Origin of the sequence: Pseudomonas sp. SIMBA_067 (genome assembly GCF_046534675.1) — a bacterium.
Classification (GTDB): Bacteria; Pseudomonadota; Gammaproteobacteria; order Pseudomonadales; family Pseudomonadaceae; genus Aquipseudomonas; species Aquipseudomonas putida.
In genome coordinates this window covers 193,878-212,156 of record NZ_JAWRYH010000001.1, presented here as the reverse complement: position 1 = coordinate 212,156, position 18,279 = coordinate 193,878, and the positions used below count along the sequence as shown (strand labels likewise).

21 protein-coding genes are annotated in these 18,279 nt (G+C 59.2%); 11 read left to right on the top strand and 10 right to left on the bottom strand.

Annotated elements, in window-relative coordinates; genetic code table 11:
• Nucleotides 1-85: 85 nt before the first annotated feature.
• The gene (locus SB765_RS00995; RefSeq protein WP_341795583.1) at nt 86-250 is read right to left on the bottom strand and encodes a hypothetical protein; all 165 of its coding nucleotides are present in this window, start codon (nt 248-250) and stop codon (nt 86-88) included.
• Between the two features lie 184 nt (nt 251-434).
• Between SB765_RS00995 and SB765_RS00990 the strand changes: the two genes are divergently transcribed.
• The 4 genes from SB765_RS00990 (at nt 435) to SB765_RS00975 (ending at nt 2,555) form a co-directional block, all read left to right on the top strand.
• Nucleotides 435-938 carry a CinA family protein gene (locus SB765_RS00990; RefSeq protein WP_341795584.1) on the top strand — a complete coding sequence of 168 codons (504 nt, stop codon included), beginning with the start codon at nt 435-437 and terminating at the stop codon, nt 936-938.
• An 11-nt stretch (nt 939-949) separates the two neighbouring features.
• Nucleotides 950-1,456: a hypothetical protein gene (locus tag SB765_RS00985; RefSeq protein WP_341795585.1), complete on the top strand. Its 507-nt coding sequence runs from the start codon at nt 950-952 to the stop codon at nt 1,454-1,456.
• A gap of 9 nt (nt 1,457-1,465) precedes the next feature.
• A complete protein-coding gene (locus SB765_RS00980) occupies nt 1,466-1,909 on the top strand; it encodes a DUF421 domain-containing protein (RefSeq protein ID WP_341795586.1) in 444 nt (147 codons plus the stop codon).
• Between the two features lie 397 nt (nt 1,910-2,306).
• Complete coding sequence (locus SB765_RS00975) at nt 2,307-2,555, top strand: hypothetical protein (protein WP_341798885.1); 249 nt, start codon at nt 2,307-2,309, stop codon at nt 2,553-2,555.
• 167 nt (nt 2,556-2,722) lie between these two features.
• Here the strand turns inward: SB765_RS00975 and SB765_RS00970 are convergent, their stop codons facing one another.
• The 6 genes from SB765_RS00970 to SB765_RS00945 form a co-directional block, all read right to left on the bottom strand.
• A complete protein-coding gene (locus tag SB765_RS00970) occupies nt 2,723-2,881 on the bottom strand; it encodes a hypothetical protein (protein ID WP_174369621.1) in 159 nt (52 codons plus the stop codon).
• A 28-nt stretch (nt 2,882-2,909) separates the two neighbouring features.
• Nucleotides 2,910-3,203: a DUF6555 family protein gene (locus SB765_RS00965; RefSeq protein WP_410930794.1), complete on the bottom strand. Its 294-nt coding sequence runs from the start codon at nt 3,201-3,203 to the stop codon at nt 2,910-2,912.
• A gap of 286 nt (nt 3,204-3,489) precedes the next feature.
• A complete protein-coding gene (locus SB765_RS00960; RefSeq protein ID WP_410930793.1) occupies nt 3,490-4,698 on the bottom strand; it encodes a pyridoxal phosphate-dependent aminotransferase in 1,209 nt (402 codons plus the stop codon).
• Entirely contained in the window at nt 4,695-5,324 is a 630-nt protein-coding gene (locus SB765_RS00955) for an RraA family protein (protein ID WP_341795590.1), read from the bottom strand. The genes SB765_RS00960 and SB765_RS00955 overlap by 4 nt, the downstream gene beginning before the upstream one ends.
• On the bottom strand, nt 5,321-5,986 hold the full coding sequence (locus SB765_RS00950) for an RraA family protein (protein WP_410911563.1): 666 nt from the start codon (nt 5,984-5,986) through the stop codon (nt 5,321-5,323). Before SB765_RS00950 ends, SB765_RS00955 begins: the two co-directional genes overlap by 4 nt.
• Before the next feature lies 1 nt (nt 5,987).
• Nucleotides 5,988-6,650 carry an RraA family protein gene (locus SB765_RS00945; RefSeq protein ID WP_410911562.1) on the bottom strand — a complete coding sequence of 221 codons (663 nt, stop codon included), beginning with the start codon at nt 6,648-6,650 and terminating at the stop codon, nt 5,988-5,990.
• Between the two features lie 107 nt (nt 6,651-6,757).
• Between SB765_RS00945 and SB765_RS00940 the strand changes: the two genes are divergently transcribed.
• From SB765_RS00940 to SB765_RS00930, 3 genes are all read left to right on the top strand, one after another.
• Nucleotides 6,758-7,657: a LysR family transcriptional regulator gene (locus tag SB765_RS00940; protein WP_063424285.1), complete on the top strand. Its 900-nt coding sequence runs from the start codon at nt 6,758-6,760 to the stop codon at nt 7,655-7,657.
• A gap of 89 nt (nt 7,658-7,746) precedes the next feature.
• On the top strand, nt 7,747-8,556 hold the full coding sequence (locus tag SB765_RS00935) for an alpha/beta fold hydrolase (protein ID WP_410911560.1): 810 nt from the start codon (nt 7,747-7,749) through the stop codon (nt 8,554-8,556).
• Between the two features lie 87 nt (nt 8,557-8,643).
• The gene (locus SB765_RS00930; RefSeq protein ID WP_410930792.1) at nt 8,644-10,098 is read left to right on the top strand and encodes an alanine/glycine:cation symporter family protein; all 1,455 of its coding nucleotides are present in this window, start codon (nt 8,644-8,646) and stop codon (nt 10,096-10,098) included.
• Nucleotides 10,099-10,143: 45 nt separating this feature from the next.
• On the opposite strand, the gene SB765_RS00925 is transcribed toward SB765_RS00930, so the two are convergent.
• The 3 genes from SB765_RS00925 to SB765_RS00915 all read right to left on the bottom strand — a co-directional run bounded on the left by SB765_RS00925 (nt 10,144) and on the right by SB765_RS00915 (nt 14,152).
• The gene (locus tag SB765_RS00925; protein ID WP_410911556.1) at nt 10,144-11,514 is read right to left on the bottom strand and encodes an MFS family transporter; all 1,371 of its coding nucleotides are present in this window, start codon (nt 11,512-11,514) and stop codon (nt 10,144-10,146) included.
• 276 nt (nt 11,515-11,790) lie between these two features.
• Entirely contained in the window at nt 11,791-12,714 is a 924-nt protein-coding gene (locus SB765_RS00920) for a LysR family transcriptional regulator (RefSeq protein ID WP_341795597.1), read from the bottom strand.
• A 142-nt stretch (nt 12,715-12,856) separates the two neighbouring features.
• Complete coding sequence (locus SB765_RS00915; RefSeq protein ID WP_341798886.1) at nt 12,857-14,152, bottom strand: dicarboxylate/amino acid:cation symporter; 1,296 nt, start codon at nt 14,150-14,152, stop codon at nt 12,857-12,859.
• A 491-nt stretch (nt 14,153-14,643) separates the two neighbouring features.
• Between SB765_RS00915 and SB765_RS00910 the strand changes: the two genes are divergently transcribed.
• The 4 genes from SB765_RS00910 (at nt 14,644) to SB765_RS00895 (ending at nt 18,246) form a co-directional block, all read left to right on the top strand.
• The gene (locus tag SB765_RS00910; protein WP_019470870.1) at nt 14,644-15,174 is read left to right on the top strand and encodes a thiamine pyrophosphate-binding protein; all 531 of its coding nucleotides are present in this window, start codon (nt 14,644-14,646) and stop codon (nt 15,172-15,174) included.
• Nucleotides 15,162-15,758, top strand: a complete 597-nt coding sequence (locus tag SB765_RS00905) for a thiamine pyrophosphate-dependent enzyme (protein ID WP_410930791.1) — start codon at nt 15,162-15,164, stop codon at nt 15,756-15,758. Before SB765_RS00910 ends, SB765_RS00905 begins: the two co-directional genes overlap by 13 nt.
• Nucleotides 15,759-15,833: 75 nt before the next feature.
• Nucleotides 15,834-16,994 (top strand): acyl-CoA dehydrogenase family protein, encoded by a 1,161-nt coding sequence (locus SB765_RS00900; RefSeq protein ID WP_162471785.1) that lies wholly within the window; start codon nt 15,834-15,836, stop codon nt 16,992-16,994.
• A gap of 55 nt (nt 16,995-17,049) precedes the next feature.
• The gene (locus SB765_RS00895; RefSeq protein ID WP_410930790.1) at nt 17,050-18,246 is read left to right on the top strand and encodes a CaiB/BaiF CoA transferase family protein; all 1,197 of its coding nucleotides are present in this window, start codon (nt 17,050-17,052) and stop codon (nt 18,244-18,246) included.
• The last annotated feature ends 33 nt before the right edge of the window (nt 18,247-18,279 follow it).

Below are 18,279 nucleotides of genomic sequence, written 5' to 3'. Positions count from 1 at the left end.
GGGGAGCCCTATAAATTTAACTCAAGATCCATGCATTGGCGTGCTGGTCTGACAAAGAAGCTGGCAGGCGCCAACGTTGCTGGCCTCAGTGCTTCTTCTCCCCTTCATTGCGCGCTGTTTTCTGTGCGGTCGAATCATGATCGGAGCCTGATGAGCCATCCGGTCTATGTGCATCGTTGTCGCGTTCTTCTTCACCTTGGGATTTTGATGGGGCCTGGGGCCTATGCCCGGTGTCGGTGTGCTTTTTCATGGCTACCCTACCCTTGTCTCTGTCATTCAAATAACACTTCGGAGCCCGGCTCCGTGCTACCTAAATTGATGCTGACGCGGGGAATGAAGTTCAAGTCAAGAACCCAAGCGAAACTGCGCTGAACCGGTGAACCATTTACATAGCTGACACGTCCACCACAAAAGAACAACGAGTCGACATCAAAATGGCAAGTGATCCCGTACTGGCCGTGCTTGGCTACCTCAAAGACCACCATCTGGTACTCACCACTGCCGAGTCCTGCACAGCGGGCTGCATGGTCGCTCTGCTAGCGGCATTCCCAGGTACAGGCGAGGTGCTCGAAAGCGGCTACGTAGTGTATTCCCCCTCCGCCAAGAAGCGTTTGCTAGGTGTAAGCGCGGAGACCATCGAACGATACGGGCTCACTAGCGAACCAGTCGCCTGGGAGATGGCTCTAGGGGCTTTGAAGGACAGCGATGCCAACGTCGTTATTGCAACTACCGGTGTAGCCGGGTCTAGCCCAGCATCTGGGGTTCTACCCGGCACAGTGTGCTTTGCCTGGGCATTTGCCGGGGAACCAATTGCCGTATTTACCCGTACCCAGCGTTTTTTTGGAGAGCGAGCGCAAGTCATGCATGACGGGGCCGTCTACGGACTGACCCGCCTGATCCATTATCACGAGCGCTGGCTTCGTGGGGAGCGCGCCTGAGGATTATGGCTATGGCGGATGATGAACTGGTGTCGAGACAGCAGCCTGTCCAGGAAGACATGACCATGCAGCAGCGCGTCTGGCGCTTCGAACGCGTGGGTTGGTACCTGTTGGTCGTCATTGTCTTACTTGGATTGGCCGGCGTATTCGGTAATGGCCCACTCAGCAATGCTCAGGTCACGAGCGCTGATGGCCGTCTGCATGTTGAGTATCAACGCCTCAGCCGCAGTGGCACAACTGACAGCTTGCGCATCACTGTACGCGGCAGCGCCCGAGAGCCCATCATGGTGCAGCTCGATGGTTCACTACTGCGCGAAGCCAGCATTGAAACCTTACAACCTCAACCACAAGCCTCGCTCTCACAGGGCAAGGCCATCTTGCTGCAACTGGGAACCAGCGGGGATGGCATTGCCACGCTCTATCTGACCTTACGCAGCGAGTATGTCGGAACACTGGAATGCGCGGTGCGCGCAGGCCCATCCAGTGCAGTCCACTTCTCTACCTTCCTATTCCCTTAGGAGCGAGTAATGGATTCAATCCTTCGCGCAGCCGGCATGTACATCGCCCTCATGCTGTTGTTTCGCGTTGCAGGCAGACGTTCCTTAGCTGACCTGACGACCTTTGATTTTGTGCTGCTGTTAATCATCGGCGAAGCGACCCAACAGGCTTTGCTGGGCGATGATTTTTCCTTCACCAATGCCATGTTGGTCATCGCGACGCTGATCGTCCTGGATGTCGGACTGTCGCTCGCGAAACTCAATTCCAAGCCTTTGGCGCGACTGCTGGATGGCTACGCTACGCTGGTCGTTGAGCATGGCCGTTTTCTGCACCACCGTATGCACCGAGCGCGGCTCACTGAAGACGATATTCTTGAAGCTGCGCGCGATAGCCAGGGAATCGAAAAAGTGGAGCAGATCAAATTTGCCATTGTCGAGCGCAACGGCAAGATCTCGATCATTCCCAACGAGTGACATTCTCTAGGAGCCTCGGACAGGCCACGGCGCCCCGCCTATTTAACTAAGGAGAATGGCGTGGTGAGGCTCAATTATTGGTGTAGGCATCAGACTCCGCTGGGTGGTCAGCCATTCTCACATTTTGCTGGTGTCGAAGATCTGCCCCTGTTCCATCATCGCCAAAATGAGTGATTGGGACATGCGATAACCTCGGCACTCCTTGCTGCGATGCGCGCCGCCCTGGCAATCAGCGGTTACGGCCCAGAGCGTTAAATGGGCCGCGTCACCTGCCTTATCGTATGCGGAACCCAGTCCTCCAGGATGAACTCCAAATCCAAAGGGATCCGGTTACTCACAAGCGGATTGACCGACGGAAAATGGCTCTAGGTTTATGGAAACGGTCTGGAATGGTTTGATGGAAAATTGGATTGAGTTGCTGGAATGGCCAGCGATGGCGGTCACAGTGCTGGCAGCCTGGTGTATTGGATCGCACCGCCCTAGGCGGCGCAAAGTGGGCTTCTGTTGCTTTATCGCAAGCAACATTTTATGGACGGTCTGGGGATGGCATGCCCAAGCTTGGGCATTGATTGTGCTTCAGGTAGTGCTGTGTCTTATGAACTTTAGGGGTTGGAAGAAAAACACAGCAGCCGAGCTGCGGTCATGACCAGTCCGGCTGTGGGGTGATCCCAGTCACCGCTACTCATTGTGCTCTACCGTAGGGTCTGTTCACCTTGAGGGGATTACGGAGTTGAGCGAATCCTTTTACCGATGAGAAAGCTTGCGAGCAGCCACTTGTACAAACCGTAGGTATCCATGCGTAGCTCCTCGGCTCTAGATCGACTCTGCGTCATCTTGAATGTCTTCCTCCGCCTCTGCTGCGTCCGTAGCATCGGCATCATTCAAAGGCGGCGACGTGGGTTTTTCCGGGTCGTTGATGAATGGGACATCGCTTGGCCCTTTTTCTTCCGGGCCCTCAGTCTTAGGTTGCATAGCTACCTCCAGTGTGATCTGCCTGGCGCTACGCGCCACCTGCCTTTTCCGAAAACTTCGTAAAATCAACAGGGGTAGGTATGAACTCCGGCCCCTGCCCCGCTAACCTCCATCTCACCTCGGAAATGCCATAGCGCTCCGCCATAGGCCGGCTCACCAGCTTGATATTGTGCTGACCAAACCTCGGAATGATGCCGACACCGGCATCGCAGCTCGCCCAGTGCCAAGCAGTAGCGTTATCCATCTTCTCGAGGCGGATGATGAATGTCCGATGATCGCCGTGCAGTTCATACTCGATCACGTACAGTTGAAGTGCTGACACAAGAATCCCTCCCTATAGTTCATGTCTTATGGAGGTATCGAATGTGAGAAAAATTCAGTTGAGAAGCGGAGCGGCTCGGTGCCGCCGTCTCTCTCAAACCTCATCGATGGCAGGCTCATCACGCTCAATCAATTCAGAACGTCGCATTTTCCGCGAAGCGGCCATTGCGCCAGCCCCGTCTGGGTACAGTACCTTACAGAGCGCTTTCATCAACGCTCAGATAACGCTGCCTGAGATTGCCAAGAAAGCACAGAGCCATGATGAGCCACTGATACAGGGACTATACCTACCGTGCGTCCTCGCAGAAGCGGTAAATGGCCCGGCAAGCCGCACGCAGCGACTCGTCATCCAGCGCATAAGCAATGCGCAAATAGCCCGGTAGACCAAAAGCACTGCCCTGAACGACTGCAACATTGGCCTCCTCCAGCAACGCCAGGGCCACAGCTTCGTCATTGACCAATTCGCGCCCAGCAGGTGAGCGCTTGCCGATCAGCCCAAAACAGTCGGCGAAAGCGTAGAACGCCCCGCCTGGTACCTCGCAACGGATGCCCGGCGCCTGGTTGAGCAACTCGACCATGAAATCACGGCGCCGCTGGAATACTTCGCGACTGTGGGCGATGAAGTCTTTCGGACCGTCCAGGGCAGCGATTGCGGCGTGCTGCGAGATGGAGCAAGCGCCCGAGGTCTGCTGACCCTGAAGCTTTTCCATCGCCTCAAGCAGCCAGCGAGGGCCGGTAGCGAACCCGATCCGCCAACCCGTCATGGCGTAAGCCTTCGACACGCCGTTCATGGTCAGTGTCCGTGCAGCCAGCCGTGGTTCGACCTGGGCAAGCGTGAGGAAGTCACGGCCGTCAAAAAGCAGGTGCTCATAGATATCGTCCGCCAGAATCAGCACCTGCGGATGGGCCAGCAACACCTCAGCCAGAGCCTGCAATTCGTCGCGGTCGTACACGGCGCCCGTGGGGTTGGACGGTGAGTTCAGGATCAGCCAGCGGGTTTTCGGCCCGATGGCTTCGGCCAGCGCTTTCGGGGTGAGCTTGAAGCCCGACTCGGCGCCACAAGCGACGATCCGCGACTCGCCACCGCACAGTTCAACCATTTCTGGATAACTGACCCAGTATGGCGCGGGGATCACAACCTCGTCGCCTTCGTTCAGGGTCGCGGCCAGGGCATTGAAGATGACCTGCTTGCCGCCACTGCAAACCAGCGTGTCCTGCCAGCTGACATCAAGACCATTCTCACGCTGGTATTTGCGTGCGATGGCTTCACGCAGCGTGCGAAGGCCGGCTACCTGGGTGTAGCGGGTATGGCCGTTGTCGATCGCACTGATGGCCGCGGCCCGGATGTGCTCCGGTGTATCGAAGTCAGGCTCACCCGCACAGAGCGAAATGATCTTCGCCCCGTCTGCGCGGCGCGCAGCCACGCGGTCGATGATCTTGTAGGTCGCCGAAGGCTTGGCAGCCTCCAGGCGACGGTTCAGCGTTGCCAGGCTCACGCGTGCTCCTCCGGGTGGGAAAGACCCATCAGGTCCATGGTGGTTTTGCCTTCGCGCAGCTTGCCCATGAATACGGCTTCTTTGTCCGCGCGCTTCTGTCCTTCCCGCAAGGTATGTTCAACGGCATTGGCCGGAATGATGATCACACCATCCTCGTCCGCGACGACCAGATCGCCGGCGCTGACCTGCGCACCGCTGAAGTCGAACGGCTTGCCGACCGAAGGCGTGGTTGCCTTGACGGTGCCTTTGACCGAGATGCCTCGCGCAAATACAGGGAAACCATGAGCTTCGAGCGCGGCGACGTCGCGCACACCACCGTTGATCACCAGGCCAACGATGCCTGCCGCTTCCGCCGCCACCGTGAGCACCTCACCCCAATAGCCGGCGACGAAGTCGGCGGTATCACACACCAGCACGCTGCCGCGCGGCGCTTTGGCCACGGCCAGGTGCAGGCCCAGGTTGTCACCTGGTGAACACTGCAGCGGGTAAGCCGGCGCGGCGATGAATGCGCCTTTCCAGACTGCGCGAATCTCGCGATCGACCGCGCACGGCAGCCCGGACGCCTCGTACAGGGTGGAGGTGCCCAGGACCTTTGCAAGGTTCTGATAATCGTGTGGAAGGCTCATGATTGCTTGCTCTGCAGGGAGTGGTAACCGAGGGCGGCACGGGCTTCTTTGAGGCTCTTGCCAGCCGCAATCTGTTCGCGGATTTGCGCTTCGACGTGTTCGATGCGACGTGCCGTTTCAGCAACTTCCCGGGCACGGTCACGCGGGACGATGACGACACCATTGGCGTCAGCGACGACGATGTCGCGGGCACAAACCCGGGCATGGCCAACCGACACCGGCTGGTTGACGGCCACGACCTCCACGCGGTCCTTGCCGGTACGCATGAAGCGGCCTTTGCTGAACAGCGGGTAGCCTTCGCCCAGCGCCTTGTTCACATCGCGGCAGACACCGTCAATGACCGTGCCGGCAATACCGCGGGCCAGGGCGTACTGGGTCATGATGTCGCCCCACACCGTGCAATCGGTACGGCCTTCGTTGGCGATGACCACTACGTCGCCTGGTGCGACTTCATCAATGAAGTCACCCACGGTGCCTGGCGGTGTGCTCGCACTGACGTACTGGACAGTGAAGGCTGGGCCGACCACGACCTGGCTGTAGTTGGCCAGCGGCGCGATACCAAAGGCCTGGCCGGGAAGGCCCAGCTTGTCCATCGCGTCGGACACCCCTGGGGTATCCAGGCCTTCGAACAAGGCGACGAGGTCTTTATCAGAAAGGCCCATATCAGTGCTCCACCTTGATGGCTTCGAATTGGGTGTCGTGCATCACTTCCTCGACCGAACGGCCTGCGCGGACGGCGTCCACCATGCCGGCCTGGCGACGGTCGATACGCTCGGCCAGGTCAAGCACCTTGTCGATGGCACTGGCCGGGACGAAAACGGTGCCGCATGCGTCGGCAATCACGTAGTCGCCTTCATCCACGTCAACGCCGGCCATGCGAACTGTGACGGCCGCGTCGATCTGGATGAGCCTGTTGCGCGCGCTGATCATGGTCACGCCACGGCCGTAGACCGGGTAACCGATGTCGGCGCTGCCGCAGATGTCGCGGCTGAAGCCATCAATGATCGAGCCACGGATGCCTTTGCGCCGGGCGGCATTGGCCAGGATGTCACCCCAGCTGGAAATACCGTCAACGCCACCCGCAATCACCAGCACGCGGTCATCGGTGGTGATCTGCTCGATGACTGGGGTAATCAGGTGAACGGTGGGTGCCACGTCCTGCTTTGGCCCCAACTGCACGGTGCTGGCTCGGCCAACAATCTTCGGGCAGTTCCAGAGCGGCATCAGGTCGTTGGTGGCTCCAGGCAGTTGGAGGAAGTCCAGCGCGTCCGACACCGTATTGGTATCGAGCACAGCCAGGCGCTCAAGCGGGGCTTTCAAGCTCATCGGTTGCAGGCCTCTTGTAAGTGAGGCTTGAGTATCTGCGCGGGCATTTGATACGTATATTACGAAGAAGCTAAGCTTGTCATACCCCAAACCTATGGAAGAATGCCGTGATCAACTTTCGCTTGATACGTCACCTGTGGCTGTTCCTGGCCGTTGCCGAGGACCAGAACTTCAGCCGCGCGGCCAAGCGGCTAGGCATGTCACAGCCGCCGTTGACCGAGCAGATCCAGGCGCTTGAACAGTCCCTTCGCATTCAACTGTTCACCCGCTCTCGCCGTGGCGCTCAGCTCACTGCCGCCGGGGCTGCAATTCTCCCCGCGGTGCGCAAGTTTGCTGATCAGCTGGAGCGACTGGAGTTGGCGGTTCACGAGGCCGTGGCCGGCCACGCCGGCGTGGTGACCATCGGGGCGATCACCTCGGCCATGATCGATGTGCTGCCCCAGCTGATCGAGCGGTTCAAGCAAGACCACCCGTTGGTCACGGTTTCGGTTCGAGAGATCGATAGCGCGGAGGCGATACCCGCGCTTGAGGCCGGCGATATCGACATCGCCTTTGCACGCCTTGAAGGCAACCTCGGCCGGCATCTGCAGTCCATGCCGCTGTCAGAGGATCGCCTGGCAGTCGCGATGCCCAAGGACCACCCACTGGCGGCCAGTGCAGCCATTGAGCTCAAGGCTCTTGCCGATGAAACCCTGGTGATGGCCTCACGAGACGTCAGCCCGGTGTATTTCGACTATCTGGTGGGGCTATGCAAGGCCAGCGGCTTCGCGCCGCGTATCGTGCATCAGGTCCGCTCTGTCACGGCGCAGGTGGCGTTCGTCAGTTGTGGCCAGGGCATCGCTTTGGTGCCCACCTCCATGGACAAGCTTGCTCCTGAAAATGTTTTGGTGCGGCCGTTGCAGCCCGAAGTGAAGGTTGTCACCACCGCCATGGCATGGCACGGCGTTAACGGCAATCCTTTGGTGGATGCGATGATTGACCAGGCCAAACAGGTTTTTGCGTCATAGGCTGGGCATATGACAGGGTTCGCGGCTTCGTATTTTACAAAATTCAGGGTGGGCCCGACATTGGGGCCTCTGTAAAAGGAGTTCCCACCGTGGCAAACCCTGCTCGCTTCACTCACGAGAAACTGCCGTTGAACATCGACGGCGTGCTGCTGGACCTGGCGGTGATCCATCGTTCCGGCCCCAAGGCACCTATCCTCTTCCTGCATGGGTTCGGTTCTACCAAAGAAGACTATGCCGACATCACGCTGCAGCCCGCATTCGAAGGCCATCCCTTCATTGCCTACGATGCGCCTGGTTGCGGAGAAACCGAATGCGCCGACCTCGCCCGCATCAACATCTCCTTGCTGGTGAAGACTGCCCAGGCTGTACTGGCACACTTTGGCGTCGACAAATTTCACCTGGTCGGCCACTCCATGGGTGGCCTGACCGGGCTGATGCTCGCTGATGCCGCTCCAGATCGAGTGCTGAGTTTCGTCGACATCGAGGGCAATATTGCGCCCGAAGATTGCTTCCTCAGCCGGCAGATCCACGATCACCCGCGCGAAGACGATTTGCGCTTTTTCCGCGACTTCATCGAGCGCACCCGGCTTGCCGGCGATCCTGCCAGCGCACTCTATGCGGCCAGCCTGGCGCACAAGGTACGTACCGGGGCGGTGCGCGGCATCTTCGAGTCCATGGTTGAGCTGTCAGATAACGGCGGTCTGATGGAGAAGTTCCTGGCGCTACCCTTCCCGCGCCAGTACATGTACGGCGCAACCAACGCCCACCTTTCCTATCTGGACGACATCGCTGCCCAAGGGGTGCAACTGGCTTGCATCCCTGATTGTGGCCACTTCCCGATGTACTCCAACCCGGCGCTGATGTGGCAGCACATCAAGGCACTGCAAGACCGCGCCTGACCCCGTTCAACCGGCTCCAACTCCTACACGGCTGCTTGCGGCCGTGTGTACCCGCACACCCAGTCATAATAACAATGAGGTTGCGTCATGCTCGAAGCCATCAATGGCTTTCTTTCGGGAAAGCTGCTTATCGTCCTGGTCGTCGGACTGGGCGCTTATTTCACCGTCAAGACACGATTTGTGCAGCTTCGCTACTTCCTGCACATGTTCAAAGTGTTCAAGGACAGCCTCACCAGTAGCTCCACTCAGATCAGTTCCTTCCAGGCCCTCATGCTCAGCCTGGCCGGCCGTGTCGGGGCGGGCAACATCGCCGGCGTCGGCGTGGCTGTAACCCTGGGCGGTCCTGGTGCGGTGTTCTGGATGTGGGTTACCGCACTGGTCGGGATGGCCACCACATTGTTCGAATGCAGCCTGGCGCAGCTGTACAAGCGCCACAACGGTATTGGCCAGTTTCATGGCGGCCCGTCGTTCTACATCGAATACGGGCTGAACAAGCGTTGGCTGGGCGTTGTGATGGCGGTACTGCTGATCGTCACTTTCGGTTTTTCCTTTAATGGCCTGCAGTCACACGCAGTGACCCACTCGTTGCAGAATGCTTTTGGCGTTGACCCAGCCTATTCCGGCATCGCCCTGGCCGCCGTGCTAGCGCTGGTGTTCGTGGGCGGCATCAAACGCATCGCCAGGGTGGCAGACCTGTTGGTACCGGTGAAAACGCTGGCCTACATAGCGGTTACCCTGTACGTCATTGTGCTGCAATTTGATCACGTGCCCCTGATGCTGTTGACCATCGTGAAAAGCGCGTTCGGGCTCGATCAAGCCTTTGGTGGCCTCATCGGCAGCGCAATCGTGATGGGTGTGAAGCGTGGCGTATTCGCCAACGAAGCTGGCCTGGGCAGTGCGCCAAACGTCGCCGCGGTGGCCGAAGTCCGGCACCCTGTCTCACAAGGTGTCGTGCAGGCGTTCAGCGTGTTTTTCGATACGTTCATCATCTGCACCTGCACCGCTTTGCTGATCTTGCTGTCGGGCTTCTATACCGCCGGTTTCGCGGGTGACGGCATCGTGCTGACGCAGAACTCGCTTGCCGCAGTGGTCGGTGACTGGGGCCGCAGCTTCATCAGCGTTGCACTTGCGTTGTTCGTGTTCACCTCGATTCTCTACAACTACTACCTGGGCGAAAACAACCTGAGGTTTATTCTGGGCAAGAACCGCAAGGCGCTGCTGAGCTATCGCGCCCTGGTGTTGGCCTTGATTCTCTGGGGCTCGGTTCAGGACCTGTCCACGGTGTTTGCCTTCGCCGACATCACCATGACCCTTTCTGCGCTGGTGAACCTCATCGCCCTGGTCCTGCTATGCCGAGTCGGCCTGCGACTGCTCGCCGATTACGACACACAGCGCAAAGCCGGCGTGGCCGAGCCGGTTCTCACCGCCAGTGCCTTCCACGACCTCAACATAGACAGGACCATCTGGGGCAATGCTCCAGAGCAGGTCGCAAAAGATCAGGGCTTGGGTGTGCTCGAGCCTGAACCACCAAAAACATCCTGATTGGCAGGAAGCCCAGGCAACCGTAGTGGTTGCCTGGGCTTGGTGTCAGCTTCGTGCATTCGAATAATGGGTACCGGGCCGCAAGCCCGTGTTTTCTTCCACAGCCCCCGTTCCGTCGAGGTAACCGTGCTTTCGTAGATCGGGCATGAGCACTGCGGCAATCAGGGTAATGACGCTCATCGCCGCCACGTAGTAGTAGAAATACGACTCCACGCCAGCGCCGCGCAGGGACAGCGCCACGTACTCGGCAGTACCGCCACACAGCGCGTTGCCCAAGGCATAGGGCAGCCCTACGCCCAGCGCGCGGACCGTGGCGGGGTACAGGTCCGCCTTCAGCACGCCGGTGACCGGCGTATAGAACGCAGCAATCAGGAGGCCCAGCATGACCAGCGCGAAGGCTTCGTACGCATTGTTGACGGTCTTGAGACCCGTGAGCAACGGTACGATCAACAGGCTCGACAGCAAGCCGAAGGCAATCATGCTGTTTCGCGAACCAATCCTGTCAGCCATCATTCCAAACACCGGCTGAAGGCACATGAACACCACCAGCGCGGCTGTCATGATGAAGCTCACGGTCGACGGATCGAAGCCCGCCGAAACCACCAGGTATTTCTGCATGTAGGTGGAGAATGTATAGAAGTGCAACGAGCAACCGGCAGTGATGGCAATCGTCAGCAGCACGGCTTTCTTGTGCTTCATCAGCGCTTTTATCGAGCCCGCTTCCTTGTGTTTGGCGCCTTGGTGACTTGCCGTTTCAAGCATCGAGCGGCGAAGGTAGACCACCACCAGCGCACTTACTGCACCAATGAAGAATGGAATCCTCCAGCCCCAGGCCTTGAGTTCTTCGATGGGCAGCAGGTTCTGCAGCACAACCACAGTCAGCAATGCCAGCAGTTGCCCGGCAATGATCGTGAAGTACTGGAACGAGCCAAAGAAGCAGCGCTTGCCCGTACTGGAAATTTCGCTGATGTAGGTCGCACCGGTACCGTATTCAGCCCCTACCGAAAGGCCTTGCATCAAGCGGGCAATCAGCAACAGAACCGGCGCGGCCATGCCAATGGTTTCGTAGGTGGGCACGACCGCGATCATCAGCGAGCCCCCACACATCAGAAAGACGGAGATGATCATGGAAAACTTGCGGCCACGCGTGTCAGCGAGGTAACCGAAAATCCACCCGCCCAGGGGGCGCATGAAGAAGCCCACAGCAAAAATGCCGGCCGTTGCCAATAGCTGTGTGGTCTGATCGCCCTGAGGGAAAAAAAGCGCGGCGAAGTAGATTGAGGTGTAGGCGTAGATGAAGAAGTCGTACCACTCCACCAGGTTTCCGGAACAGGCGCCGAGAATGGCGCGGATCCGTTGGCGATTGGTCAGGTTACGAATATCAGGCGCAGCAGGATTGTGATTGTTGGCGTGCATTGGGGAACTCCAGATCTGAGGCAAACGCGAGGCAAGAACAACAGCGTTGGTCTGCGTCGATCTACTGGCTCGGAGTCATCACAGGAAAAGCAGGCGGCAGTACGCGGGGCGATGGAACGCACATCATGGGGGCACCTTCTGGGATCTATTATTTTACAAGTCAGCGAAAGCGCACTGACTTTTATCCCGGGCAAAGCTACGCCCTCACCTGGGTAGCGGCCAGACCCGCTGCCCTCTAGCAGTTATGCCGCGATTGAATAGCTTGGCGCAGCCGTTTCAGAGCATGTGCCCCGCCCAGATGCCTTTGGCCACCAGCTCGCTGGCAATGTCCACAAAGGTCTGGCCGACGTAGCGTGTTGCGGGGCTTACCTGCCGATCGGCGGGCAGCACGAGTACCAGCTTGCGCATTGGCGTCGGGTCAACCAGCGGCGCGGCGCACAAGCTGCCGTCATCAAGGCGAGAGTAGATGGAGGCCAGTGGCAATGCCGTATAGCCAAAACCATGACGGACCAGGTCGATCATCGCGCCAAAGGAGTCCGCCTCGACACTGGTGGTGATCTTGAAGCCTCGCTCAAGGGCGCACTGGTCCATGATCTTGCGCAGCCCATGCCGGGGGCTGGGCAGCACCATCTGTTCATTGGCCAATTCTGCGAACGGCACGGCCGTGTCCAGGTTCAACCTGGCCTCGGGAGGGCCAACCAGGACCAGGTTCTCCATCATTACCGGTTCGATTCGCAACGTGTGCAGTGGCTGCGGATCGTAGGAGATGGCCAGCTCCAGCTCGCCCCGCTGCAACCAGTCCAGCAAATAGCCGCTGAACGCCGATGAAAAGCGGATCGAGAGGTCCGGGTGAGTGTCGCGGATGCGTTGAACCAACGGCACAGTGACAATCTCGGCGGTGGTCGGCGTGGTACCGATGGCGACCATGCCTCGAAATGCGGCACGGCCGCCGGCTACCGAGGTACGGATGGACTCGAGCTCGTCCATGATCCGGGTAGCCCGTTCAAGAACCTCAAGGCCGGCAGCGGTGATTTCCATGCCGCGGCCATGCCGCTCGAACAGGTAGACGCCCAATTCCTTTTCCAACTGCCGAATCTGCCGGCTCAATGCAGGTTGCGCCACATGGAGCCGGTCCGAAGCCTTGCTCAGGCTGCCAAGTTCGGCCACATGGATCAGGGTTTTCAGTTGCACTACGTCCATCGGTCAACCACTGGCAAAGAAAGGGGCGCCTCAGAACGGCGTTTTCACAGTCTAAAGACAGGTTCGGGGACCAGCTATAGAATTTGAGCATAGCAGCTAGCACCAAAGGCATACGCCACGGCGCGACTGGGCTATCGATACCTCAGACTGTTGAAGACCCTGCCGGCCCCTGTGTTGTGCCACGATCAGTTGCCGGCTGTGTATCCGGGTCCTGCAGCTCCCCTTCCCACTTGGCGACCACCGCCGTGGCGATCGAGTTGCCTACGGCGTTGGTGGCCGAGCGACCCATATCGAGGAATGTGTCGATGCCCAGGATCAGCAGCAGCCCTGCTTCGGGAATATCGAACTGCACCAGCGTCGCCGCAATAACCACCAGTGATGCACGCGGCACCCCGGCAAGCCCCTTGGATGTAAGCATCAACGTCAGCAGCATCAGGATCTGCGTACCAAGGGTCATCTCGATGCCGTATGCCTGGGCGATGAACAGCACAGCGAAGGTGCAGTACATCATCGAGCCATCGAGGTTGAAGGAATAGCCCATGGGCATGACAAAACTGGAAATCTTGCGGCTTACTCCGAATCGGTCCAGCGCCGAGAGCAGTTTGGGATAAGCCGACTCGGAACTCGCCGTGGCGAACGCCAGCAGGAAGGCCTCCTTGATCAGCGCCAGAAGCGCGAAAACCCGCCGGCCCAGGAACAGCGCCCCAGCCATTATCAGCAACAGCCAAAGCACCATCAGCCCCAGGTAGAAGTCGCGCATGAACACCGCGAACGTTGCGAGGATCGACAGCCCGTTAACCGCGACTGTGGCGGCCATCGCTGCCATGACAGCCAGCGGTGCCAGCTTCATGACGTAGCCCGTAATGAGAAGCATGGCCTGGGCCAACTCGTCGGCAAGGCGCACGAGACCCTTGGCTTTTTCGCCCAGGGCCGCCAGGGCTACACCAAAGAACAGTGAGAACACCACAATCTGCAGGATCTCGTTGTTGGCCAGGGCCTCGACGAACGACCTGGGCACCAGATGCGTGACAAACGCCTTGAGGGTGAAGGCAGATGTCTGGAGGGAAGTGGTTGCGCTCACGTCCGGCAAAGGCAGTGCCAGATGATGCCCTGGCTGCAGGATGTTGGCCATCATCAGGCCCACCGCCAATGAGAGCAGCGAAGCAGTCAGGAACCACATCATCGCCTTGCCAAAGACTCTACCCACCGCACCGGCGTCGCCCATGTGAGCAATCCCCACCACCAAGGTGGAAAAGACCAGCGGCCCGATCAGCATCTTGATCAGCCTCAGGAATACGTCCGATATCACCGAAATGTACCCGGCAGTCTCGGTAGCAGCTGCCTTGTCAGGGCTGGTGAGGAAAATGACATAGCCGATCACCACGCCAAAAAACATGGCGAGCAGTATCCAGCCCGCCAGCGGTAGTTTGAATTTCATTGAGCACCTTTTTTCAACCAATAGGGACCGTCACCGCCAGAGCGGTGCACTACGGAACGAAGTAGGACAGTGCAAGATGCCGGAAACAGCATGGTGAGGATGGTGTATCGGCCAATGGCGACTCTGCAGCGGTGAGCCACCCGGCGAGCGTGCGCAGGTAACGAAGCAACATGGAAAATCCTCGTTCTTATTGTTGTTTTGATTCGATAGCGGCGCAGCCGCGACCGAGCAGGCAACCTAACGTTTTCACCTGCTGCCCAGAAGCGCTGAGCGCGTCTAACAGCTATGCCCGCTTTATATAGCCACTGGCGGGCCTGCCCGGGCGATGCTTCACATGACGCGGCAGTCAGTCGCACTCAACCTCGATGACCTGTGGCATGCCCTCACCTATGCCGCTACGGCATATCTCAAAGAAAAAAACGGTAGTCGTCCTGCGCTGCATCTCGCCGCATGATGAGAAAAAACAAAAGCAGCACTGCCGGGAGATACCCATGTCATCGCAAGAAGCTGAACAGAACTGGCAAGAGGACGTGTTCCGTGTTCTCAAGGCCCACGACGTCAAGCACGTCGTATTCGTACCGGACGCTGGCCACTCGGCGTCCATTCGCATGTCCTATGCAGACCCCGACATCAAGGCCGTTGTGCTCACCACGGAAGAAGAAGGCATTGGCTACCTGGCCGGCGCCTGGCTGGGTGGGGAGCGCGGCGCGCTGCTGATGCAATCGAGCGGTGTCGGCAACTGCATCAACACCCTCGCCTTGCAGAACTGCGCTGGTTTCCCCCTGCTGATGGTAGTGACCATGCGGGGTGACTGGGCTGAATTCAACGCCTGGCAAAACCCGATGGGTCAGGCCACTGAAGCCTCCCTGAACCTGATGAAAGTGATGACCTGGCGCGCTGACAAACCTGAGGATGTGGCCCCACTGCTGCATGGCGCCGCCACCATGGCCTTCAACGGCGATGCCGCCACCGCCCTGCTGCTTGGTCAGCGCCTGATCGGAGAAAAGAAATGGGTCAAGTAAGCGCCAACCACGTGCTTTGCCGCCGAGAGGTCGTGCGTACCTTGCTCGCCGATCGCAATGATGTGCTCGTCGTCACCGGCCTGGGCTCTGCCTCCTATGATGTGATGGCCGCGGGTGACCACGACAACAACTACTACCTTTGGGCGGCCATGGGCAGTGCCATTACCGTGGGCTTGGGCCTCGCCAATGCGCAGCCGGACAAAAGCGTGGTGGTTGTCACTGGTGACGGTGAGCTGCTGATGGGGTTCGGCGCACTGGCCACTGTTGCACTGCAGCAGCCGAAAAACCTGACCATCGTGGTGCTGGACAACGGCCACTTTGGTGAAACCGGCATGCAAGTCAGCCACGCCGGCTTCGGCATCGAGCTGGACCGGGTCGCTGAAACCTGTGGCTTTGCCTGGACCCAGGAAATTCGTGAAATGGACGGGGTCCAAGCCCTGCGTGAGCGTTTCGCCAATCGGGACGGGGTCAAGCTGGCCACTGTGAAGATCAAAGCCGAAAACCCGCCACGTGTACTTCCGCCGCGTGATGGCCAATACATCAAGAACCGTTTCCGCGCCGCCCTTGGCTTCCAGCCTATTTGACCGTGTTACAGGGTCGGGCCGGCGGCCGAACCACGATGACGCTGCCGGCCTGTCCCACCCTGGAGAATGATGATGATCGACAACAATCAAGAAGAACTCAACGCCATTCGTGAGGGTGTACGTGCCCTGTGTGGCGATTTCCCGGCCGAATACTGGCGCAAGGTCGACGAAGAAAAAGGCTTCCCTGAAGCCTTCGTCAAAGCCATGACTGAGGCCGGCTGGCTGTCGGCGATGATACCCGAGGAGTTTGGCGGCTCCGGCCTGGGTCTGGCCGAGGCGTCGGTGATTCTTGAAGAAGTCAACGCCTGCGGCGGCAACTCCGGCACCATCCATGGCCAGATGTACAATATGTTCACCTTGCTGCGTAACGGCAGCGAAGAGCAAAAGCGCTACTACCTGCCCAAATTGGCCAGTGGCGAGCTGCGCCTGCAGTCGATGGGCGTGACAGAGCCGACCACCGGTACCGATACCACCAAGATCAAGACCACGGCGGTTCGCAAAGGCGACAAGTATGTGGTCAATGGCCAGAAAGTGTGGATCTCTCGCGTCCAGCATTCTGACTTGATGATCCTCCTGGCGCGCACCACCCCGCTCGCCGAGGTCACCAAGAAGGTCGATGGCATGTCGATTTTCCTGGTCGACCTGCGTGAAGCCATTGGTAACGGCCTGACCGTACAGCCGATTGCCAACCTGGTGAACCACGAAACCAACGAGCTGTTCTTCGACAACCTGGAAATCCCTGCCAGCAGCCTGATTGGCGAAGAGGGCAAGGGTTTTCGCTACATCCTCGATGGGCTCAATGCCGAGCGTACCTTGATCGCCGCCGAATGCATCGGCGATGGCCGCTGGTTCATCGAAAAATCCAGCCAGTACGCCCGTGATCGCGTGGTATTCGGCCGCCCGATCGGCCAGAACCAGGGCGTGCAGTTCCCCATCGCTGAAGCCCACATCGAAATCGAAGCCGCCGACCTGATGCGCTGGCGTGCTTGCGCCGAGTACGACAGCGGCCGCAACGCTGGCGCCGCCGCCAACATGGCCAAGTACCTGGCGGCCAAAGCCAGCTGGGAGGCCGCCAACGCATGCTTGCAGACCCACGGCGGCTTCGGCTTTGCCAATGAATATGACGTCGAGCGCAAGTTCCGCGAAACCCGCCTTTATCAGGTCGCGCCCATTTCAACCAACCTGATCTTGTCCTACGTGGCCGAACATCTGCTGGAACTGCCACGTTCGTTCTGACCCGGGGCCCCCTCGCCAACCGCGAGGGCCTGCCATAACAAGAGAGACAACAATCATGAGTCAGCCCATTCGCCCACTTGACGGCATAACTGTCATCAGCCTCGAACATGCGATCGCAGCGCCCTTCTGTACCCGTCAGCTGGCTGACCTGGGCGCCCGGGTGATCAAGGTCGAACGCCCGGGCAGTGGCGACTTCGCCCGTGGTTACGATCAGCGGGTCAACGGCCTGGCCTCGCATTTCGTCTGGACCAACCGCTCGAAAGAAAGCCTGGCCCTTGACCTCAAGCAGGATATCGCCGAGGACATCCTTGGCCAGCTACTGGAGCAAGCCGATGTGCTGGTGCAGAACCTTGCGCCAGGCGCGGCCGCGCGCCTTGGGTTGAGTTTCGAGCAATTGCACGAGCGCTTCCCGCGGCTCATCGTCTGCGACATCTCCGGCTATGGCGCTGGGGGCCCCTACGAGCAGAAAAAAGCCTATGACCTGCTGATTCAGAGCGAAGGCGGTTTTCTTTCGGTCACCGGTGGCCCCGGCGAAGACGGGATGGCCAAGGCGGGCAACTCGATAGCGGATATCGCTGCCGGCATGTATGCCTACACGGGCGTCCTCTCGGCCGTATTGTTGCGGGAAAAAACCGGCATCGGCAGCCACGTTGAAGTTTCGATGCTTGAGAGCCTGGTGGAGTGGATGAATTACCCGCTCTACTACGCCTACGAAGGAGCCCCGCCACCGCCTCGCGCTGGTGCAGCGCACGCCACGATCTATCCATACGGTCCATTCCCTGTTGGCGATGGCAGCACCGTGATGCTCGGCCTGCAGAACGAACGGGAGTGGCAGCTGTTCTGCCAGCATGTGCTGATCCGACCGGAGCTGGCTGATGACGATCGGTTTTCTGCCAACTTCAAACGCGTGGCCAACCGCGACGCCCTGCGCGCGTTGATCATCGAGGCTTTCGCCCCCTTGAGCTTCGATACCGTTATTCAGCGGCTGGATCAGGCCAGCATTGCCAACGCCAAGGTAAACGACATGCAGGGCGTCTGGGAGCACCCACAACTGAAAGCCCGAGACCGCTGGCGGCGCATCGACACGGCCGCAGGCAGCGTTCCCAGCCTGCTCCCGCCCGCCACCAGCAATGCCTTTGCACCACGCATGGGCCCGGTGCCCGCGCTTGGCGAGCATAGCGAAAACATCCTTGCCGAACTTGGCCTGACGCATGAACGAATTCAACAGCTGCGCGCTTCAGGGGGCATCTGACCCCTCTTTTTACCGCCTGTTGTGAGAGCTCAA